Origin of the sequence: Streptomyces sp. NPDC032161 (assembly GCF_040636995.1) — a bacterium.
Lineage (GTDB): Bacteria > Actinomycetota > Actinomycetes > Streptomycetales > Streptomycetaceae > Streptomyces.
The window spans coordinates 1-18948 of the sequence record NZ_JBEZVN010000045.1 but is presented as its reverse complement, the minus strand read 5'-3'; the positions used below and the strand labels follow the sequence as shown (position 1 = coordinate 18948).

Here is an 18948-nt window from a genome sequence, read left to right as displayed (position 1 = left end):
TACCTGGCCCCCGTACGGCTGGTCCCCGTACGACGGGCTCCCGTACGGCTGACCGGCGTGCGGCTGGTCCCCGTGCGGCCGGCCACCGTGCGCCTGGGGCGGGTACGGCTGCGCACCGGTGGACCCGTCGCCGTACGCGTACGGATCCTGGGGCCGCGCGGCGTGCGGGGGCTGCTGCGGCTGCTGCCCGGCCGACGGCCCGTCGTACCCGTGCCCGTAACCCTGGTCCGGGGCCGGGCCGTACGGGTACTGCTGATCGTTGCTGCTCATGTTCTGGGGTTCACCCTCCTGCGAACGGTGGGAGCACCTCGACCGTGCCGCCCTCGGCAAGGCGTACGGTCTCATGACTCCGGCTCCCCACCGGTTCACCGTCGACGAGGAACGAGCACCTTCGCAGCACTCGGGTGAGCTCGCCGGGGTGCCGCTCGCGCACCGCGTCGAGGGCCTCGGCCAGGGTCGCGGCCGTGTACGGCTCCTCCGCGGTCCCGGCGGCGGCCTTGGCGGCGGCCCAGTAGCGGATCGTTCCCGCTGGCATGACGGCGGCTCCTCTCGTATCGCGTCAGCTGCCCATCATCGAGCACGCCGCCGTGGTCCAGTCACCGATCCGGGTGAGCAGGCTCTCGTCGGCGGCGTTCTCCGCGTGCCCCATGCCGGGTTCCAGCCACAGCTCGGCCCCGTCGCCCGCCGCCCCGGCAAGCATCCGGGGGTGGTCCAGCGGGAAGTACGGGTCCCGGTCGCCGTGCACGATCAGCAGCGGAACGGGGGCGATCAGACCGGCCGCCTCGACCGGCGAGATCGGTACCGGGTCCCAGTCGTCCCGGTCGATGCGGGTACCGAAGCCGTAGCGGCCGACCAGCCGGCCGGTGGGCCGGGTGACCAGCCAGTGCAGACGGCGCATGGGAGCGGTGCCCCGGTAGTACCAGCGGGCGGGGGCGCTCACCGCCACCACGGCGTCCGCACGGACCTCCGGATCCGCGAGAACCTCCGCGGGGACCTCCGTCCCCCCGGCCTCCCGGCCCGCCGCGTACAGCGCCCCGTGCCGCAGCACCACGGAACCGCCCATGGAGAACCCGACGGTCACCACCCGCCGGTGTCCCAGCGCCCGGGCCCACCGCACCGCGGCCGCCAGGTCCAGCACCTCGCGGTCCCCCACCGTCGACCGGCCACCGGACCTGCCGTGCCCCCGGAACGAGAACGTGACCACGGCCGCGTGCCGGCCCAGCACCCGAGCGGCACGCCGTACCGCGGGCCGGTCCAGTGAACCGGTGAAACCGTGGGCGATCACGATCGCCGTACCGTCCGCGACACCGTCGGTGCCTGAGCCGTAGCCGTAGCCGTTCATGAGGCCGACGCCGCCGTCCGTGACATCGCCGTCCGTGACGCAGCCGCCTTCCGCGGCACCGCGGTGCCCGTCCACGACGCTCTCGCGTCCGTCCGTGACGCCGTCGCCCGCAGTACCGTCGAAGGATGATCCGGCGACGGCCCGTCCCGCCACCGCGCGCGGCTCGTACAGAGCCTCGATACGGACACCGTCGTCGGTCAGCAGCGAGGCACGCGAGGAACCGTCCGTACCACCGGACGGACCACCGGGCGTGAGCAAGGGAACAGGGGAACTCCGAAATCGTCCCTCGGGCGCAGAACTCATGTGGGCTATTCTGCTGGGAAGAGGATCCGGGCAGAGAAGCCCCCGGGTCCTTTTGCGCTTTCCAGGCGTTGTTACGGCGACGTTTCCACAAGCTCAGCGGCCCGGGGACGCGGGGCCGTACCGCGTGACCGTGCAACCGTGCAAAGGGCCGCGCGAAAACGAACGAAGAAGTGCCGCATACTCCCCCGGGCCCGTCCCGGGAGTGCCCCTCTCGCAGGGAACGAGGAGGACCGACGTAATGGGCGAGCGAACCGTGCACCATCATCGACCGACGAACCGGGCAGGTGGGTGGCGATGAGTTCACTGCTGCTCCTGACGAACGCGCTTCAACCGTCGACGGAGGTGCTTCCCGCCCTCGGTCTCCTGCTGCACAGCGTGCGGGTGGCGCCCGCGGAGGGCCCCGCGCTCGTCGACACCCCCGGTGCCGACGTCATCCTGGTCGACGGCCGCCGCGATCTTCCGCAGGTGCGGTCGCTGTGCCAGCTGCTGCGGTCCACGGGGCCGGGCTGCCCGCTGGTCCTCGTCGTGACGGAGGGCGGTCTCGCGGCCGTCACCGCCGACTGGGGCATCGACGACGTACTGCTGGACACGGCCGGACCCGCCGAGGTCGAGGCCCGGCTGCGGCTGGCCACCGGCCGTCGGCAGATGGCCGGCGACGACTCCCCGATGGAGATCCGCAACGGCGACCTGTCGGTCGACGAGGCGACGTACAGCGCGAAGCTGAAGGGCCGGGTCCTCGACCTGACCTTCAAGGAATTCGAACTGCTCAAATATCTGGCCCAGCACCCCGGCCGTGTGTTCACCCGCGCCCAGCTCCTCCAGGAGGTCTGGGGCTACGACTACTTCGGCGGCACCCGTACGGTCGACGTCCACGTACGGCGGCTGCGCGCCAAGCTGGGCCCCGAGCACGAGTCGCTGATCGGCACCGTCCGCAACGTCGGCTACCGCTTCGTCGTACCGGAGAAGGTGGAGCGCGCCGCGGAGGAGGCCAAGGCACAGGCCGCGGCTCCCGCCGGGACCCGGTCCGCGGCGGAGGTCAGAACACCGGCCGCGACCGGCTCCGCGCCCCGTTCGGAGCAGCCGACGAGGGCCGGTGCCTCGGAATGAGCCGAGGTACGGCCTGCCTTCCGGAGGGTCGATCCGCGTAGACTGCCGCGCGTGGCCAAGGTGACGCGGGACGATGTGGCGAGACTGGCGGGTACGTCGACCGCGGTGGTCAGCTATGTCATCAACAACGGACCGAGGCCGGTCGCCCCGGCCACGCGCGAGCGGGTGCTCGCCGCGATCAAGGAGCTGGGCTACCGGCCCGACCGGGTCGCCCAGGCAATGGCCTCGCGGCGGACCGACCTCATAGGAATGATCGTGCCGGACGCCCGGCAGCCGTTCTTCGCGGAAATGGCGCACGCGGTCGAACAGGCCGCCGCCGAGCGCGGGAAAATGGTGCTGGTCGGCAATTCCGACTACCGCGACGAGCGCGAGGTGCATTATCTCCGCGCGTTCCTCGGAATGCGGGTCTCGGGGCTGATCCTGGTCAGCCAGGGCCCCAGCGAACGGGCGGCGGCCGAGATCGAGGCGTGGGACGCGCGGGTGGTGCTGCTGCACGAGCGCCCGGAGGCGATCGAGGACGTCGCGGTCGTCACGGACGACATCGGCGGTGCCCAGCTCGCCACCCGCCATCTGCTGGAGCACGGCAACGAGTACGTGGCGTGCTTCGGCGGCGTGGAGTCGACCCCGGTGGTCGGTGACCCGGTCGCCGACCACATCGAGGGCTGGCGCCGCGCGATGCAGGAGTCGGGCCGCTCGACGGAGGGCCGCCTCTTCCAGGCCCCGTACAACCGTTACGACGCCTATCAGGTGGCGCTGAAGCTGCTCGCGGGCCCGGACAGGCCGCCCGCGATCTTCTGCTCGACGGACGACCAGGCCATCGGCGTGCTGCGGGCCGCGCGCGAACTGCGGATCGACGTGCCCGGGGAGCTCGCGGTCGCGGGCTTCGACGACGTGAAGGAGGCCGGGCTCACCGACCCGCCGCTGACCACGGTCCACTCGGACCGCCCGGCGATGGCGCGGGCCGCCGTGGACCTGGTGCTCGACGACTCGTTGCGGGTGTCGGGGTCGCGGCGGGAACGGCTGAAGCAGTTCCCCTCGGCGCTGGTGGTCCGGCGCTCGTGCGGCTGCGGGGAGCCCGGCACCGCGGTGTGACGGGGTACCGTCGGCGCGCGGGCCCCGGACCGTCCGTCGGGTCCGGGGCGCACCGGGCGCAGCCCGGGGGTGTCGGCCCCGGCCCTTTCGGCTTTATATCGGGCATACGAGGTTCTGCCGGGCTTCTCAGGGCGCGCTCAGGATGCTCTCATGTTCGGCCCCGACGCTTGAGGACATGACAGAGAGCCAGCGCCCGAGCGGCGAGTACCCGATGTACCCCTCGTACGGCGACGGTGACGCGTCGTACCCGCCACCGCCGTCCTACTCCCCCGCGCCCCCCGCCGAGCCGGCCGAGCCCCGGCGCCGGGCCAGGCGTCCGGTGGCCCTCCTCGCGGCCGTGGCGATCGTGGCGGCGGCCGTGGGCGGTGGCACCGCCACCGCCATCGGGCAGCTGACCCGGAACGACGCGACCGGCACCAGCGCCGGAAGTGTCATCCCCGGCACCCCGGTCTCGCAGAGCGGCAAGGGCACCGTCACCGGTGTCGCCAAGGCCGTCTCACCGATGATCGTCGAGATCAACGCGGCCTCGAACGCGGGCCAATCCACCGGCTCCGGGGTGGTCATCACGTCCGACGGCGAGGTCGTCACGAACAACCACGTCATCTCCGGCGCCTCGTCGATCAAGGTGACGCTCAGCACCGGCCGCTCGTACACCGCGCATGTCGTCGGCACCGACCCCGGCAAGGACCTCGCTCTCATCAAGCTCCAGGGCGCGAGCGGCCTCAAGACGGCCACGCTGGGCGACTCCTCGACGGTCGCGGTCGGCGACCAGGTCGTCGCGATCGGCTCTCCGGAGGGCCTCACCGGCACCGTCACCAGCGGCATCGTCTCCGCGCTCGACCGCGATGTCACGGTCGCCAAGGACGACGGCGGCGGCAGCGGCCAGGACCAGGGCTGGAGCGGGCCGGGCGGCGGGCAGTGGCCGTTCGAGTTCGGCGGCCGGCAGTTCAACGGGGACACCGGCGACTCCACCACCACGTACAAGGCCATCCAGACCGACGCCTCGCTCAACCCCGGCAACTCCGGCGGCGCGCTCATCAACATGAACGGCGAGATCATCGGCATCAACTCCGCGATGTACTCGGCGAGTTCGGCGGGCGGATCGAGCAGCGCCGACGCTGGCAGCGTGGGCCTCGGCTTCGCCATCCCGGTGAACACGCTCAAGGCCGACCTCGCCACCCTGCGGGCCGGCAACGGCTCCTGAGGAGACAGCCATGCAACACCCCGCACACACCCTCACCGGCCCGGCCGACCTGGCCCTGCCGCTCGCTCTCGTCACAGAGCTCGCCGCGGATTCCATCGTGGGTCCCGCCGCGGATCACGCCGCCGAGCCGGACGCGCACCGGGCCTCCGGGCCCCGGCGCGCCCCGGAGGTCCGTTCCGCCGCAGGCCGCAGGAGCCGGGCCGCGCGACGACGCGCCAAGGCCGTGCGAGGCTGAGAGGAGCCAGGACCGCACGGAACGAAAAGAGGACAACGAGCGATGAGCCCCGCCGAGGACGATCCGCAGCGCATCCTGGTCGTCGACGACGAGCCCGCCGTACGCGAAGCGCTGCAACGCAGCCTCGCGTTCGAGGGGTACGGCACCGAGGTCGCCGTCGATGGTGTCGACGCCCTCGCCAGGGCCGAGTCGTACGCACCCGACCTCATCGTCCTCGACATCCAGATGCCCCGGATGGACGGCCTGACGGCGGCCCGCAGGCTCCGCTCCGCCGGGACCACCACCCCCATCCTGATGCTCACCGCCCGCGACACCGTCGGCGACCGGGTCACCGGCCTCGACGCGGGTGCCGACGACTACCTGGTCAAGCCCTTCGAGCTGGACGAGCTCCTCGCCCGCATCCGGGCCCTGCTGCGCCGCAGCTCGTACGCCACCGCGGCGACCGGCGGCGGCACCGACGAGAACGTACTGGCCTTCGCCGACCTGCGGATGGACCTCGCCACCCGCGAGGTCACCCGGGGCACCCGCCGGGTCGAGCTGACCCGCACCGAGTTCACCCTGCTGGAGATGTTCCTCGCGCATCCGCGCCAGGTGCTCACCCGCGAGCAGATCCTCAAGGCCGTGTGGGGCTTCGACTTCGAACCCAGCTCCAACTCCCTGGACGTGTACGTGATGTACCTGCGCCGCAAGACCGAGGCGGGCGGCGAACCGCGGCTCGTGCACACGGTGCGGGGGGTCGGTTACGCGCTCCGCACCGGCGGCGGTGACGGATGACCGAGGCGCCGGCGGGCGGGTCGCCGACGGCCGGGGCAAGGACGACCGGGGCACGGACAGCCGGGTTCCTGCGCCGGCTCCGCACCCTGCCGCTGCGCACCCGGCTCGCGCTGCTGGTGGCGACGGCGGTCGCGTTCGCGGTGGCGGCGGTGGCGGCGGCGTGCTGGTTCGTGACCCGGGAGCAGCTGGAGGACCAGCTGGACTCCTCGCTGCGCGGCTCCGAGATCGACACGAGGTATCTGTCGGACCTGTACGCGTACTGCCGGGGCACGACCCCGCTGCCGCCCCGGCCGTTCACCGGGAAGTACACCGTCCAGCTCATCGACTCCCAGGGCACGGTGTGCAACGCCCCCGACGTGTCCCCGCTCCCGGTGACCCGGGCGGACATGGCGGTCGTCGACCAGGACCGGCCCGACGCCCTGCACTCGGCCACGGCCGCGAACGGCACAAGGATGCGGGTCTACACCCACCCGCTGCTGCAGATCACCCAGATCCCGGGCGGGGCCACGGGCCGCATCGCGGTGTCCGTCGCGCGCCCGATGAGCGAGATCAACGACCCGCTGTCCACCCTGGCGTGGGTGCTGCTGGTCGTCTCCGGCATCGGCGTCTTCGGCGCGGGGGCGGCCGGTCTGTGGGTCGCCCGCACCGGGCTGCGGCCCGTGGACGAACTCACCGAGGCGGTCGAGCACGTCGCCCGCACCGAGGACCTCACCGTCCGCATCCCGGCGGAGGGCGAGGACGAGATCGCGAGGCTGTCCCGCTCGTTCAACTCCATGACCGCCTCCCTGGCCAGTTCCCGGGACCGCCAGGCACAGCTGATCGCGGACGCCGGGCACGAGCTGCGGACCCCGCTGACCTCGCTGCGTACCAACATCGAACTCCTCGCCCGCAGCGACGAGACCGGCCGGGCCATCCCGCCGGACGACCGCAAGGCGCTGATGACGTCGGTGAAGGCGCAGATGACGGAGCTGGCGTCGCTCATCGGCGACCTCCAGGAACTGGCCCGCCCCGACGCGGCGACACCCGGCCCGCTCCAGGTCGTCGCCCTGCACGACATCGCGGACACGGCCCTGGAACGCGCCCGGCTGCGCGGCCCCGAGCTGACCATCCGGGCCGACCTGACCCCGTGGTACGTACGGGCCGAACCGGCCGCGCTGGAGCGCGCGGTGGTCAACGTCCTGGACAACGCGGTCAAGTTCAGCCCGCCGCGCGGCACGATCGAGGTCGCCCTGCGGGACGGCGAGCTGACGGTACGGGACCACGGCCCCGGCATCTCCGCCGAGGAGCTGCCGCACGTCTTCGAACGCTTCTGGCGCTCCCCGTCCGCCCGCCAGCTCCCCGGCTCCGGCCTCGGCCTGTCCATCGTCGCCCGCACGATCCAGCAGGCGGGCGGAACGGTCTCCCTGCGCCCGGCGCCGGACGAGGACGAAGGAGGCGGCACGATCGCGTCGATCCGACTGCCAGGAGCCCCGCAACCGCCGCCGGGGCTGTGAGCGGGGGCGGAGGCTGGCTCACCCGCACGGACCGGAACGGCGTGCGGCCTCCCGGGGACCGCTCGGGAGACCGCACGCCGTTCGGACCCTGACAGGAGCAGGCCCCGGACCCCGCCGCGGCTCAGAGCCTGTCGGCTGACCTTCGACCGAAAGCGGACGCGGCATGGCGCATGCGATTCCAAGGAGCCGGAAGCATGTCAGGGCGTGGCCGACCGGACAGCGGTCGTCCGACAGGCTCTCAGAGCCGACGGCGGAACTCGGCGGCGAACTGCGGCGCCCCGCCGACCGTCCCCCGCCGACGATGCCGCCGGCCGCCGCACCCCGACCGCTCCAGCCCTGCATACGGCGCCCCGCAGGCCGGACGGCACGTGCTCACGACGCGGGAGCTGGTCGGGACGTTGCCGGCCACCGACGCTGGATACGCACTCGTGAACATTTCCCAAGCCGCCGCCATGGCGTCACTGCTTCATAAAGGTTCGGTCGGCGCACCGTCCTCGGCGAGCCCGTACACCATGACGGCACGGCGCCGACCACAACGCCCGTCACATGGCGTCCACTGGAACAGGCGACGGGCGCACACATCGCCGAAGATCTCCGCCTGTCAACAACACCGGTCCGCACGACATTGCCGCATGACGCGACCGAAAACCGTTCCTTCCCGCACCCCGCCGGGACCGGGGTTCCGAGTTTGCTCCAAGCGTTGCCCCACCGCGAGGTAGTGTCCTCGGCCGAGCCGGGATTCGCAGAAACAAACGGGGAGGGACCGCGCATGGCGTGGGACGAGTGGGAGCAGATCAAAGCCGACGTGACCGGTCGGCAATCCGTGGCGATGCGCCTGAACCAGGCCCCGGCCGAGCCGGGCTTCTTAGCCGACGGCGCCGCGACCGGCACATTGAAGTCCAGCAGGAAGGCGTGGGCCACGGCCGGCGAAGGGATCGCTTCCTTACGCGGGAACATCAGCACCGCGCTGACGCAACTGGAGGACGGTCAGGCCGGACTCGGCGAGGTGACGGGGTGCCTGAGCGCGGCGGCACAGAAGGACGTGTACAGCTCCTGGAAGAAGTACGCCAGAAGTGTCGGCGAACGGTGCGGCACCCTCCAGAAGCTCCTGGAGCAGGCGGGCAACGACCAGTTGGCGACTGACGAAGCGGTCAAGGGCGAACTCGACAGGCTGAAACAGAAGTACGCGGACACGGACGCCGTCGGCGGCCAGGACAAGGGCCGGTGACGGCGGGCATGGACTTCAGCGCGCTCAAGGCCCTCAAGCCGCCCGAGTTCGAGGAGGCCGCCGACGGGTACCACGCCATGAGCCAGATGGCACAGGCGGCCAAGGACCACATCGAGAACACGGTCGCCGCAGGGATGCGCAAGTCCTTGCGAGGTGAGGCGGCACAGGCGTCACAGACGCAGCTCCAAGCCCTGGCAGAGAATCTCCACTACATGCAGACCGAATGCGGCGTGGTCGGCACGGCCCTCAACGGATTCGCCTTCGACATGACAGCAGCGAAGCGGAAGCTGGACGCAGCGCTCGCTGACGCCGTGGCCGACGGCTGCAAGGTGAACGCGGACGGCTCGGTCACGTATCCGGCGGGCAGAAAACCCGGCGAGGAGAAGACGGCCGGAGGCGGCACGGTGACCGGGCAGGCCGGAGGCACCAGCACGTCCGACGCCGTGGAACGCCAAGCGGTGGACATCCACCCGAACCCCAACTACGGCAAGGCCGTGGAGTACGCGAACCGGATCGCCGACGCGCTGAAGGAAGCCACGGAAGCCGACGCGAAATGGGCTCCGAAACTACGCGCGCTGAAGGCCGACGACGATCTGACCGTGTCCGCACGCGACTGGGCGGACGTCACGTCGGACACGGGCGGCGTACGCACGGCGGCCGACGCCTACCTCGACACGATCGAACCGCCGCCGAAGAACGATTGGCCCCAGGACAACGCCAACTGGTGGAAGGGCCTCTCCGAGGAGCAGCGCGCCGCCTACGTATCCATGCATCCCGCGAGCATCGGAGCGCTCGACGGCCTGCCTTCCGACGTGCGCGACGACGCGAACCGTCTGGTGCTCGCGGAACAGCGCGCCGCCAAGCAGGTGGAGTACGACGCCTGGCTCAAGAGGGAGCCCGAACACTACCGGCCCTTCGTCGACCCCGAAACGGGCCTTGAGGTGCCGGGCGCGAGGGTCCCGACCGAGGAATGGAAGGAGTGGAGCGAGAAGAAGCAACAGCTCGAAAACGGCTTCAAGGGCATGGACGCCATCCAGAGACGCTTCGACAGCTACACGAGCGAGAGCAATCGGCCCTATCTGCTCGGATTCGACGGCAACGACATGGGGCGCGCCATCGTCTCCATCGGCAATCCGGACACCGCCGACAACGTGGTGACGTACGTTCCGGGGACGTTCGCCAAGCTGGAGTCCATCGACGGGGACATCAGCAGGGCCCAGCTTCTCCAGGCGCAGGCGGAAGCCACCGACGGCTCCCGAGGGACAGCCTCGATCGTGTGGCTGGGGTACGACGCCCCGCAGGGCATCACGACCGAAGCGACGGAGACCAAGTGGGCCGACAAGGCGGAGGTGCCGCTGGGCCACTTCGTGCAGGGCATCGAGGAAGCCAACCATCGCGATGTGAACCAGACGCTCCTGGGCCACAGCTACGGGTCCCTGGTGGCCGGCCAGACCATGAGCACGCATCTGGACCTGCCGGTCGACAACGCGATCATGGTGGGCAGCCCGGGCGTGGGTGTGGATCACGCGAAGGACCTGAACATCCCGCCGGACCGTGTTTTCGCGGCGACGGCCAAGAACGACCTGATCAACCTCGCCCCGCCCCCGGCGGGCCCCCTCGCTCCCCTCAATCCGAAGGCGTATATGAGGCTTTTCGACGACCACTCGATCGTCCACGGGACCGACCCGGTCTCCGACGACTTCGGCGGCACGGTCTTCGATGTCCCCGGCGGGAAGTTCCCGGGCTCGGGCGGCGAAATGATGCCCGCACACTCCCAGTACTGGGACAAGAAACCCCTTAACAGCCTGGCGAAGATCGTCACCGGAGGACAGCCGTGAATCCACGGAAAGCAATCCCGGCTGCTGTGCTACTGGCCATGATGGTCACAGTGACCGCGTGTGGGACACAGGAAGACGACGGAGACACACCGAAACAGATCACGATGAATGAGCAGCAAGCGATCGACCGGGCAGAAGAAATCATTCGCCAGGCAGTGGACGGCATGTCGCCCAAGCCGGTACTGGAACGTACGGGACCGGAGACCGTTGGCCCCTGCATCGCCAGGGATGACCACGGCCCCGACGACCGACTGCAAGTCACCCTCTTCTACAAGCTGACCGGGGTTCCGGGGGCCGAGGCCAAGAACCTTGTGCTGCAAGCACGGGATGCCTGGCTGAAGCAAGGCTACGAGTACGACTCATCAGACAAAGAGGATATGTCCGGCCCCTATCCCTGGGTCAGCATGCGCACGGAACTCAATGATTTCTGGATGGAAGGCATCACAGGGATCTCGGACCGTGCCAAGGGCGAAGGCACCGCTACCCTCAAGGTGAGGTCAGGCTGCTTCCTCCCGCCCGGGAAGTCATCAAGCGCGGCCACGGCCGACCCCGCCGCGCTGAAGGCCTCACAGGCCGACGGCCCCACCACGCACCGCGCCCTCGGCCACTCCAGCCGGATCTACGACGCCTTGCGGACCGCGTCGGCTCCCACACAGCCCGGGGAAGGTCTCAGGACCGTCCGGGACGAGTCCGGCTCCTCGGTCCACCACACGTGGTCGACCCAGCCGCTGCCCGAGGCCGAGATCGCCAAGGCCCTGGAACGCGCTCAGACCTATTTCCAGCGCGCGGGCTGGCACGTGCGCCACCTACCGACGGCGGCGGGCTCCCCTGCCCTGATCGCACGCCACCCCGAAGAGGGCACAATCGCACAGCTCGCCCCCTCGGCCACCGGCACCGTACGTGTCGCGGTGACGACACCCGTCGTCGGCCCGGCGGCCACGGTCCTCTAGTGCCGGTCACGGCCAGGGGACGCGGCGCGTGAGCGCCGTGCGGCCCGAGTTCGGCAGCCGTCCTGTCCGGGGGCCGCGCGTACACGGCCGATGCCCTGTACGTCATGGGCGGCCGGTGCCGGACCGAGTGCCCACCGTCGCCTTGGCCGCCTCGGCCGGCCAGCCGTGGAGGCCAAGGCGATGACAAGTGGACGCCAAAGCACCCGCCCCGGCTCCTCAGAGCCCCGAGTTGTGCCGGATCAGTGACTCCACGAGACCGGACCGGGTGGCCGGGAAGTCCAGCGGGACGATGCCGAGACCGGTCCAGCCGGACGCCTCGGAGCCGTCGAGGAACGAGTGGACCTGAGGGTTGAGCCGGTCCGCGTTCCCGCGCGGGGGCAGCAGGGCCGCGGTGCTGACGTAGTTCATGTACAGCTTCCCGGGCTGCCGAGCGGCCTTACGGAACTGGGCTTCGATCTTGGGGTACTTGGCGAACGGCTCCGCCATGTAGTCGTCCTGGATGTCGAAGAGCGCGGGGTCGGCGTAGCGTACGCCGGGCAGTCCGCCGTTGTCCGCGAGCAGGACGACCTTGCCGCGCGCCTGGCCCAGCGACGGGAGCGCCGGGTCGATGCGGAACAGCGGGCGCCAGCCCCGTACGTCGAGGTAGTCGTCGAAGACGGCCCGGAACGTCGCGTCGCTCTCCTGCGAGTACTCCTGCTTCACCCGCATCAGCACGGTCTCGGTGGGGTGCGCGGCCAGGAAGTCCCAGCAGGAGCCGAGGACATCACCGAACATCATGTTCTGGTACGAGGCCCCGTGGTGGATCGCGAACGAGCCGCCGGTGACCCGGCACCGCACGTCCAGAAAGCGAATGCCGCTGCTCAACTGATCGGCTATCGCCGTGTTCTGACACTCCGTCCAGGGCCCGCCGTATCGGGCGCCGGAATCGTGCGATCCGGGGATCGTGAGGCATTGCAGCGCGGTGGCGTCGGGGAGGGCACCCATCCAGTCCTGGGTGGTGAGGACCTGCCGGGTCCTGGCCTCGGCGGTGCTCGCACCCAGGAGGACGGTGGCGGTTGCGGCGAGTGCGCCGGCCAGGAACGTGCGACGCGAACCAGCGGACGGGCTGCTCATGCGGGTGTCTCCGTCTGGGGCGGGGGAACGGGGTGAGGGGATCGGCCCTCGGATTATGGCGGGCACACGTCAGATCCGGAACACGGCGAACCGGTGTTCCCCCTCGCCGTCACCACCCCCGTACACGGGACGCGGGCGTCCGCGAAGCTCGCGCGGGACTTCATCGCATCCCTCCTCGCCCTCAGCAGTCACCGTGATCTCGTCGACGACGCGCGCCTGTGCGTCACCGAGGTCGTCACCAACGCGCATCGCCATACCCCCACCTCGGCGATCGGCGTCGAGGCGGTCCTCCGGCGGGCGCGAGTCACCGTCTCGGTCACGGACGACGCCCATTGGATGCTGCCGAAACCGACGGTCCTCCGCGAAGGCCCCGAACAAGTGGGTGGAAAGGGTCTGTTGCTCGTGGAGCAGTTGGCCCTGGCCGGGGGCTCAGCCGTTCTCGACACCCACGTTCCGTACCGGAAGGCGGTCTGGTTCACGCTCGGGTCAGCCCTCTGAGAACCGGGGGCCACCGGCACACGGGGCTCGCGTTTTCGCGAGGCGGGGTGTCCGGGAAGAAAAAAGTTCGGCCGGGCGCGAATCCTCTCGGGGTCTCCCTGTCTCTTATCCGTGTACCGGCCGAACGGGTCGGCAGAAACCGGGAGGAAGCACCAATGATGGTCACTGGTCTCGTAGTGATCGGGGTCCTGCTCGTGGGCGCGTGCAGCTGGTACCTGATGCGGCGCTACAAGAGCCGCGGCTGAACCGCGTCTGCCGCACGGGCACCTTCCAGGTATGAGGAGCACATGAACCAACGCTTTTCCTGGCCGGACGAGCGGCTGATCAGGGCCGCTCAGGACGGCGATGTCACTTCGCTCACCACCGTCGTCGTGGAATCGCGGCCTCATGTACGCAAGTTCGCCATCTCGCTGTGCGCCTCGCCGCAGGACGCGGAGGACGCGGCGCAGGAGGCGTTGATCATCCTCTACCGGAAGATCGGCACCTTGCGGGCCACCGGCGCGCTTGCCTCGTGGATGTTCCGGGTAGTGCGCAACGAATGCCTTCGGCAACTGCGGCTGATCGTCTCTCGGAGCGACGAGGCATCGGCCGAACCAGAGGCATCCGCGGAACCATCCGCCGAGGAGGCGGTTCTGCACAGGCTGGAAGTGGAACGGATCGCGGCCGCGATCGGCTCCCTTCCCCGTGACCAGCGACAGGTCCTGATCATGCGGGACATACAGGGCCTGCCGGGCAAGACCGTCGCCCACTCGCTCGGCCTGAGCAACGCCGCGATGAAATCGCGGCTCCACAGAGCGCGCGCCGCTCTGCGTCACTCACTGACAGCGACCGACCACGCATCCGATGGGACGTCCGACCAAGCCATCGGCCAACCAGGCGGAGGAGACACAGGAAAGTGACCATCGTGAAGCCCGCCCAGGGCGACAAGCACCGGGCCACCGCGCAGCCCGCGGCGCCCGACTTCGCCAGCAAGTCCGTCCCGCGCCATCTGGTGCGCGGCGCCATCGGCTTCGGGCTGCTCATCGGCTCGATCGCCCTGGTGCCCGCCGTCGGCCCGGTCACTCTGCTGGCGGCCCCGTTGGCGCTGATCGCCTTCCGCGGCTGCCCCACCTGCTGGATGGTCGGCCTGGCGCAGACCATCTCCCGTGGCCGTCTGGAGCGCCGGTGCGCGGTCGGCGTCTGCACCCTCACCACGGCACCCTCGTCGGCGAAGACCTCGGAGGAGTTCACAGCCGACGTCAACGGCGCGGCCACCTCCCGGTGAAGCGGCTTGTCGGTTCCTGCCCGCGTCCGCTCCGCGTGTCCGGAGCGACGGCCCTCAGGCCGTCAGCCGCATTCCCGTCCCTGCGCGCCGCACATGACAGGACTTTCATGGTTCTCACGCCCTCAAGCACGTCGCAGCGCAGCGCCACGATTGATGCCGCTGTCCCGGCCCAGTTGCTTCAACAGCTGGTCCGCGGCGGGAACATTCTCGCGACCCGTCACGTTCCCTCTGAGCCCTCCATGTCGCCATCGCAGGGAGCCTCGTGCCCGAAACCGCGTCTGACGTCCCTACCGTTCTCTCCTCACTTCCCGCCTTGACCGCGCAGGCCGAGCGGCTGATCGAACTCGGCGTGCACGAGATCGCCGGACTGTCCGCCGACGAGCTACGTACGTTCGCATCCGCCGAGGCCGCCAGGACTCCGGTGGGCTGTGACGGCGGCGCTCTGCTCGCCGTTCACCCTGACCGGGCCCCGGCCTCCGCGCTCGCGCCGTTGCTCCGCCGCGAGGACAAGCCGGGATTCGTCGTTGTCGACATGGCTGATGTCGACCTCTTCGCCCCGCTCGACACGGTCGCGCTGCCCGACTCCCGGCTCTACGTCCTCACCGGTCTCGACCGCGGCGACCGAATGGCCAACTGGAGCCCGGACGAGGCACTGCCCGCCCTCACGGCCGAGGACCGCACTCCGTTGCTGCTCACCGAGGGCATCCACTGGGTGCTCCAGCGACCCGACGTCCTGGAACGCAAGCACTGCTTCATGACCATCGGCTCCCGGCTGCGTAGACCCAACGGCACCCTGGACGCCCGCACACCCGCGGTCTGGATCAGCAACGGCACCGGGCGGGACGGCCGCGAGCGACGCGACGCCCCCAAGGTGGGCTGGTGCTGGGCGGGCAACCGGCACACCTGGCTCGGCTTCGCCTCCGCGACGGGCCGCCGGGACCAGGGCTCGTAACGGGGCGCAGTTTGTGACGAGGCGGGGAGCGGAGCACTCGCGGGGGCCTGTACCGCTACAGGGGGCGGAACTGCACGGCTCAGCGAGTGCGGCAGGCGGAAGCTGGAACCGCGGGCGGACCAGGGTGACCAGGATCCGTACGGCCGTCACCGGGGCGCGGCCCGCTGCCACCCGCCACCCGGCTACTCCTGCTCCCCGCCCGCCAGCGCGGCGGTGGGAGAGCCACCGGAACCGACTGGAGCACGTGGCCCGGGAGGCTGCGGGAGAGACCGCCCGGGACGCCTGACCCGGCCTGGACAGGGGACGGGCCCGAGCCCTGGCCCCGTCCCCAACCCCGTTTCCGGTCCCGAGCCGGAACCGGCGGCCTCGCCGTGGCTCAGCTCAGCTCAGCCGGTGCGTGGCGTACGCCTCCATGGCGTCGCGCTGGTAGGCGGCCAGGCCCGGGGCGATCGCCTCGTACGCGGCGCGCCAGACCTCGTTGTCCACACAGGCCCGCCCAATCGCCCGGAACTCGTCGGCGGACGCGGCGCGCATCTCCGACAGGGTTCGGTACTGGGCATCGATCTCGTCCTGCGCGGGCTCGGCGTCGGCCGGAATCCCGGCGGCCATGAGTTCGGCCAGCCGGATCATCTGCTCCGTGCGCCGACGGTGCCCGGCCTCGGCTTCGGCCGGGCCCATCGTGGCGGCCCGTCGGCCGACCTCCTCGGCGAACTCGGGGAAGTCGCGCATGTTCTCCTCGTACTGGGAGGGCTGCACACCCTCGAACAGGTTCTCCGGTCGGTTGATCGTGGTCATGGATCGGCCGTCCTTTCTGGACTCTTCCAGTTCGGCGATCGTGCGGGAGACGGTGGCGGCCAGCGCGTCGAGCCGGTCCCGCTCCGCGAGCAGCCGTCGGTGGTGGCCGCGCAGGGCTTCCACCTCGTCGACCCGTTCGGCCAGGATCCGGCCGATCTCGGGCAGCCCGACGCCCAGCGCCCGCAGCACGAGGATCTGCTGAAGTCGCAGGAGCTGCGGCTCCTCGTAGTAGCGGTGGCCGGACAGCGCGATCCGGGCGGGTGGCAGCAGGCCGATCTCGTCGTAGTGACGCAGGGTCCGCGCCGTCACTCCCGACATCCGAGCGACCTCCGCGATCGGCCATTCCATCGCTGTCTCCTTCACGAAGCCCCCCTCACGAACGCCTTACCGGGCCGGTCTCTCCGGCCCTGGTCAGGACGGTAGAAGCTGCCGCAGCGGCAACTTCAACCCCTGGCGCGCGTGACGTGACCCGTACCGTGCCACTCCCCCGTGCCCCGTGGCCCCCGTACCGTGCCGACCGCTGTGGCGCGCCCCTGCCGGCTCCCGGGAACGCCGAGGGGCGGCGGGCCCGTCCGGCCCGCCGCCCCGATTCGTCGTACCCGGAAGTCGTCCTCCGCGTACGGGTGGTTTCCCCGTAGGAGAGTTACTGAATGACCGTGATCCGGTCCGCCGCCGGCGGGGCCAGCGGCGCGGCGGCCGAGGAGTGGGCCGCCAGGTAGGCGTTGAACACGTCCAGGTCGGAGGCGCCGACCAGCTTGTTCGTGCCCTGGCCGAGCGCCGCGAAGCCGTCGCCGCCGCCCGCCAGGAACTCGTTCATGGCGACGCGGTACGTCTTCGCCGGGTCGATCGCCTCACCGTTCAGCTTGATGGTGTCGGTGACCACGCGGGCGGCACCCGACTTCGTCATGTCGAGGGTGTACGTCAGACCCTTGGAGATCTGGAGGATCTTCGGGCCGGCCTCGTTGGAACCGCTGACCTGCTGCTGGAGCGCGGTGATCAGCTGGGCGCCGGTCAGGTCGACGACGTTCATCATGTTGGTGAAGGGCTGCACGGTGAAGGCCTCGCCGTACGTCACCACGCCGTCGGTCTTGCCGTCGTCCGACGCGTACACCAGGTCCGCGCGGATGCCGCCCGGGTTCATCAGGGCCAGGACCGCCCCGCCCTTGTCCGCCGGGGCCAGGGCCTCCAGCTGGGCGTCCGCGATCAGGTCGCCGAGCGGCTTCTCGTACGCCGTGGAGCCGCGGCCGTCGATGTCGGCGCTGATGTAGCCCTGCGGGCGGTTCGCGATCGGGGCCGCCAGGGCGTTCCAGCGCGCGATCAGGGCCGTCATGTCATCGGCCTTGGGCTGGTCCCGGGTGACGATGTGGTTGACCGACCGCGGGTTCTGCGCGCCGGCCGACTTCACCGACGTACGGACGATGTCCTTGGTGCGGCGGTCGTACGTGAGGGTCGTGTCCGTGTACAGCTTGCCGAACGACGACGCCGAGGTGACCATGCGCGGGTTGCCCGCCGGGTCCGGGATGGTGCAGACGTACGCCTGGTGGGTGTGGCCCGTGACCAGCGCGTCGACCTTGGGCGTGATGCCCTTGGCGATGTCGGTGATCGGACCGGAGATGCCGTCACCGGGGCCGGAGCTGTCGCAGTCGTAGTCGTACGAGGTGGAAGCGGGCTGCCCGCCCTCGTGGATCAGCGCGACGATGGACTTGACGCCCTGCCGGTCCAGCTCCTTGGCGTACTTGTTGATGGTCTCGATCTCGTCGTGGAACTTCAGGCCCTTGACGCCGTTGGCCGTGACGATGTCCGGCGTACCCTCCAGGGTCACGCCGATGAAGCCGATCTTGACGCCGTTCTTCTTCCACACCGTGTACGGCTTGAGGATCGGGCGGCCGGTCTTCTCGTTCGTCACATTGGCGGCGAGGTACGGGAAGTCGGCACCCTTGAACTTCTTGCCCTTCTCGTAGCACCCCTCGACCGGGTGGCAGCCGCCGTTCTGAAGGCGGGCCAGCTCTGTCGCGCCCTCGTCGAACTCGTGGTTGCCGACGCTCGTGACGTCCAGGTCCAGCTTGTTGAGCGCCTCGATGGTCGGCTCGTCATGGAAGAGTCCCGACAGCAGCGGGCTCGCGCCGACCATGTCACCACCGGCGGCGGTGATCGAGTACGGGTGGCCCTTGCGCGCCGTGCGCAACGAGGACGCGAGGTACTCGACCCCACCGGCCGGGACCGCCTTCGGCGTGCCGTCCGGCTGCGTCTCGGTGACCGTGCCCGCCGAACCGGCCGGCGGCTCAAGGTTGCCGTGCAGGTCGTTGAAGGACAGCAGCTGCACGTCGACGGTGCGGGCGGGCTTGTGGTGGCCGTGACCGTGACCGTGGCCATGCCCCCGGTCGTGGGCACCGGCCGGCATCGCGGCGGCGAGCGCGCCGACCGTGGCGAGCCCGGCCGCGGCGGCGAGCACCCGCCGGGACGCGCGGTTCTTCTGCGGTTTCGCTGACATCTGTCCCCTTGTGAGTTCAGCGGAGGTCAAAGAGTGTTGACGAGTCTGGAGACTTCGTGCGCAGCCTAGGGTCAACGCGCGTAGCGCGACAGGTGTGCACGGTTACGAACTGGTTGCCATGCGGTCGGAATCGCGACGGAGTTCCTATATCACCCGTACGGCTTAGAGGGCGCGCGCATAGGTGGGGCGGAGGAAGGAGCGGGGCGAGGGGCAAGCCTGGCAAGGCGGAGGAGGGAGGCGACGCGGAGCGTCGTCGACCGACGACAACG

Annotated in this window: 19 protein-coding genes; 14 read left to right on the top strand and 5 right to left on the bottom strand. The window is 70.4% G+C overall.

Annotation, left to right across the window (positions count from 1 at the left end):
• Positions 1 to 280: 280 nt before the first annotated feature.
• Positions 281 to 535 carry a MoaD/ThiS family protein gene (locus AB0E67_RS33070; RefSeq protein ID WP_351520952.1) on the bottom strand — a complete coding sequence of 85 codons (255 nt, stop codon included), beginning with the start codon at positions 533 to 535 and terminating at the stop codon, positions 281 to 283.
• Positions 536 to 559: 24 nt separating this feature from the next.
• Positions 560 to 1342, bottom strand: coding sequence for an alpha/beta fold hydrolase (locus AB0E67_RS33065; protein ID WP_362033901.1), 783 nt, complete (start codon positions 1340 to 1342; stop codon positions 560 to 562).
• Between the two features lie 597 nt (positions 1343 to 1939).
• Between AB0E67_RS33065 and AB0E67_RS33060 the strand changes: the two genes are divergently transcribed.
• The 9 genes from AB0E67_RS33060 to AB0E67_RS33020 all read left to right on the top strand — a co-directional run bounded on the left by AB0E67_RS33060 (position 1940) and on the right by AB0E67_RS33020 (position 11566).
• Entirely contained in the window at positions 1940 to 2752 is an 813-nt protein-coding gene (locus AB0E67_RS33060; RefSeq protein WP_362033862.1) for a response regulator transcription factor, read from the top strand.
• A gap of 51 nt (positions 2753 to 2803) precedes the next feature.
• Complete coding sequence (locus tag AB0E67_RS33055; RefSeq protein ID WP_362033860.1) at positions 2804 to 3844, top strand: LacI family DNA-binding transcriptional regulator; 1041 nt, start codon at positions 2804 to 2806, stop codon at positions 3842 to 3844.
• A 175-nt stretch (positions 3845 to 4019) separates the two neighbouring features.
• Positions 4020 to 5048 carry a trypsin-like peptidase domain-containing protein gene (locus AB0E67_RS33050; protein ID WP_362033857.1) on the top strand — a complete coding sequence of 343 codons (1029 nt, stop codon included), beginning with the start codon at positions 4020 to 4022 and terminating at the stop codon, positions 5046 to 5048.
• Between the two features lie 10 nt (positions 5049 to 5058).
• Positions 5059 to 5283, top strand: coding sequence for a hypothetical protein (locus tag AB0E67_RS33045; RefSeq protein WP_362033854.1), 225 nt, complete (start codon positions 5059 to 5061; stop codon positions 5281 to 5283).
• Positions 5284 to 5325: 42 nt separating this feature from the next.
• Positions 5326 to 6057 carry a response regulator transcription factor gene (locus tag AB0E67_RS33040; RefSeq protein ID WP_351520946.1) on the top strand — a complete coding sequence of 244 codons (732 nt, stop codon included), beginning with the start codon at positions 5326 to 5328 and terminating at the stop codon, positions 6055 to 6057.
• Positions 6054 to 7550: a HAMP domain-containing sensor histidine kinase gene (locus AB0E67_RS33035; protein ID WP_362033852.1), complete on the top strand. Its 1497-nt coding sequence runs from the start codon at positions 6054 to 6056 to the stop codon at positions 7548 to 7550. Before AB0E67_RS33040 ends, AB0E67_RS33035 begins: the two co-directional genes overlap by 4 nt.
• A gap of 769 nt (positions 7551 to 8319) precedes the next feature.
• Positions 8320 to 8778 carry a hypothetical protein gene (locus AB0E67_RS33030; protein ID WP_362033849.1) on the top strand — a complete coding sequence of 153 codons (459 nt, stop codon included), beginning with the start codon at positions 8320 to 8322 and terminating at the stop codon, positions 8776 to 8778.
• Complete coding sequence (locus AB0E67_RS33025; RefSeq protein ID WP_362033847.1) at positions 8775 to 10616, top strand: alpha/beta hydrolase; 1842 nt, start codon at positions 8775 to 8777, stop codon at positions 10614 to 10616. The genes AB0E67_RS33030 and AB0E67_RS33025 overlap by 4 nt, the downstream gene beginning before the upstream one ends.
• Positions 10617 to 10654: 38 nt before the next feature.
• Positions 10655 to 11566 (top strand): hypothetical protein, encoded by a 912-nt coding sequence (locus AB0E67_RS33020; RefSeq protein WP_362033844.1) that lies wholly within the window; start codon positions 10655 to 10657, stop codon positions 11564 to 11566.
• A gap of 216 nt (positions 11567 to 11782) precedes the next feature.
• Here AB0E67_RS33020 and AB0E67_RS33015 read toward each other — a convergent pair whose 3' ends face one another.
• On the bottom strand, positions 11783 to 12679 hold the full coding sequence (locus AB0E67_RS33015; RefSeq protein WP_362033842.1) for a phosphatidylinositol-specific phospholipase C: 897 nt from the start codon (positions 12677 to 12679) through the stop codon (positions 11783 to 11785).
• Between the two features lie 93 nt (positions 12680 to 12772).
• Between AB0E67_RS33015 and AB0E67_RS33010 the strand changes: the two genes are divergently transcribed.
• From AB0E67_RS33010 to AB0E67_RS32990, 5 genes are all read left to right on the top strand, one after another.
• Entirely contained in the window at positions 12773 to 13177 is a 405-nt protein-coding gene (locus tag AB0E67_RS33010) for an ATP-binding protein (RefSeq protein WP_362033840.1), read from the top strand.
• Between the two features lie 155 nt (positions 13178 to 13332).
• Positions 13333 to 13422, top strand: a complete 90-nt coding sequence (locus AB0E67_RS33005) for an LPXTG cell wall anchor domain-containing protein (protein ID WP_362033838.1) — start codon at positions 13333 to 13335, stop codon at positions 13420 to 13422.
• A 42-nt stretch (positions 13423 to 13464) separates the two neighbouring features.
• Positions 13465 to 14076: an RNA polymerase sigma factor gene (locus tag AB0E67_RS33000; protein WP_362033835.1), complete on the top strand. Its 612-nt coding sequence runs from the start codon at positions 13465 to 13467 to the stop codon at positions 14074 to 14076.
• 2 nt (positions 14077 to 14078) lie between these two features.
• A complete protein-coding gene (locus AB0E67_RS32995) occupies positions 14079 to 14441 on the top strand; it encodes a hypothetical protein (protein ID WP_362033898.1) in 363 nt (120 codons plus the stop codon).
• A gap of 313 nt (positions 14442 to 14754) precedes the next feature.
• Positions 14755 to 15393 carry a DUF5701 family protein gene (locus AB0E67_RS32990; RefSeq protein WP_362033833.1) on the top strand — a complete coding sequence of 213 codons (639 nt, stop codon included), beginning with the start codon at positions 14755 to 14757 and terminating at the stop codon, positions 15391 to 15393.
• Between the two features lie 381 nt (positions 15394 to 15774).
• On the opposite strand, the gene AB0E67_RS32985 is transcribed toward AB0E67_RS32990, so the two are convergent.
• Together AB0E67_RS32985 and AB0E67_RS32980 are read right to left on the bottom strand one after the other, a co-directional pair.
• Positions 15775 to 16536, bottom strand: coding sequence for a MerR family transcriptional regulator (locus tag AB0E67_RS32985; RefSeq protein ID WP_362033830.1), 762 nt, complete (start codon positions 16534 to 16536; stop codon positions 15775 to 15777).
• Between the two features lie 295 nt (positions 16537 to 16831).
• On the bottom strand, positions 16832 to 18679 hold the full coding sequence (locus tag AB0E67_RS32980; RefSeq protein WP_362033827.1) for a bifunctional metallophosphatase/5'-nucleotidase: 1848 nt from the start codon (positions 18677 to 18679) through the stop codon (positions 16832 to 16834).
• Between the last annotated feature and the right edge of the window lie 269 nt (positions 18680 to 18948).

Bases quoted from the DNA above. Each gene is read 5' to 3' on its own strand.
- AB0E67_RS33045 (WP_362033854.1), top strand. From the start codon at position 5,059: ATGCAACACCCCGCACACACCCTCACCGGCCCGGCCGACCTGGCCCTG.
- AB0E67_RS33060 (WP_362033862.1), top strand. From the start codon at position 1,940: ATGAGTTCACTGCTGCTCCTGACGAACGCGCTTCAACCGTCGACGGAG.
- AB0E67_RS33070 (WP_351520952.1), bottom strand. From the start codon at position 535: ATGCCAGCGGGAACGATCCGCTACTGGGCCGCCGCCAAGGCCGCCGCC.
- AB0E67_RS33005 (WP_362033838.1), top strand. From the start codon at position 13,333: ATGATGGTCACTGGTCTCGTAGTGATCGGGGTCCTGCTCGTGGGCGCG.
- AB0E67_RS32985 (WP_362033830.1), bottom strand. From the start codon at position 16,536: ATGGAATGGCCGATCGCGGAGGTCGCTCGGATGTCGGGAGTGACGGCG.
- AB0E67_RS33030 (WP_362033849.1), top strand. From the start codon at position 8,320: ATGGCGTGGGACGAGTGGGAGCAGATCAAAGCCGACGTGACCGGTCGG.
- AB0E67_RS33000 (WP_362033835.1), top strand. From the start codon at position 13,465: ATGAACCAACGCTTTTCCTGGCCGGACGAGCGGCTGATCAGGGCCGCT.
- AB0E67_RS33050 (WP_362033857.1), top strand. From the start codon at position 4,020: ATGACAGAGAGCCAGCGCCCGAGCGGCGAGTACCCGATGTACCCCTCG.
- AB0E67_RS33040 (WP_351520946.1), top strand. From the start codon at position 5,326: ATGAGCCCCGCCGAGGACGATCCGCAGCGCATCCTGGTCGTCGACGAC.
- AB0E67_RS33015 (WP_362033842.1), bottom strand. From the start codon at position 12,679: ATGAGCAGCCCGTCCGCTGGTTCGCGTCGCACGTTCCTGGCCGGCGCA.
- AB0E67_RS33035 (WP_362033852.1), top strand. From the start codon at position 6,054: ATGACCGAGGCGCCGGCGGGCGGGTCGCCGACGGCCGGGGCAAGGACG.
- AB0E67_RS33020 (WP_362033844.1), top strand. From the start codon at position 10,655: ATGATGGTCACAGTGACCGCGTGTGGGACACAGGAAGACGACGGAGAC.
- AB0E67_RS33065 (WP_362033901.1), bottom strand. From the start codon at position 1,342: ATGAACGGCTACGGCTACGGCTCAGGCACCGACGGTGTCGCGGACGGT.
- AB0E67_RS32980 (WP_362033827.1), bottom strand. From the start codon at position 18,679: ATGTCAGCGAAACCGCAGAAGAACCGCGCGTCCCGGCGGGTGCTCGCC.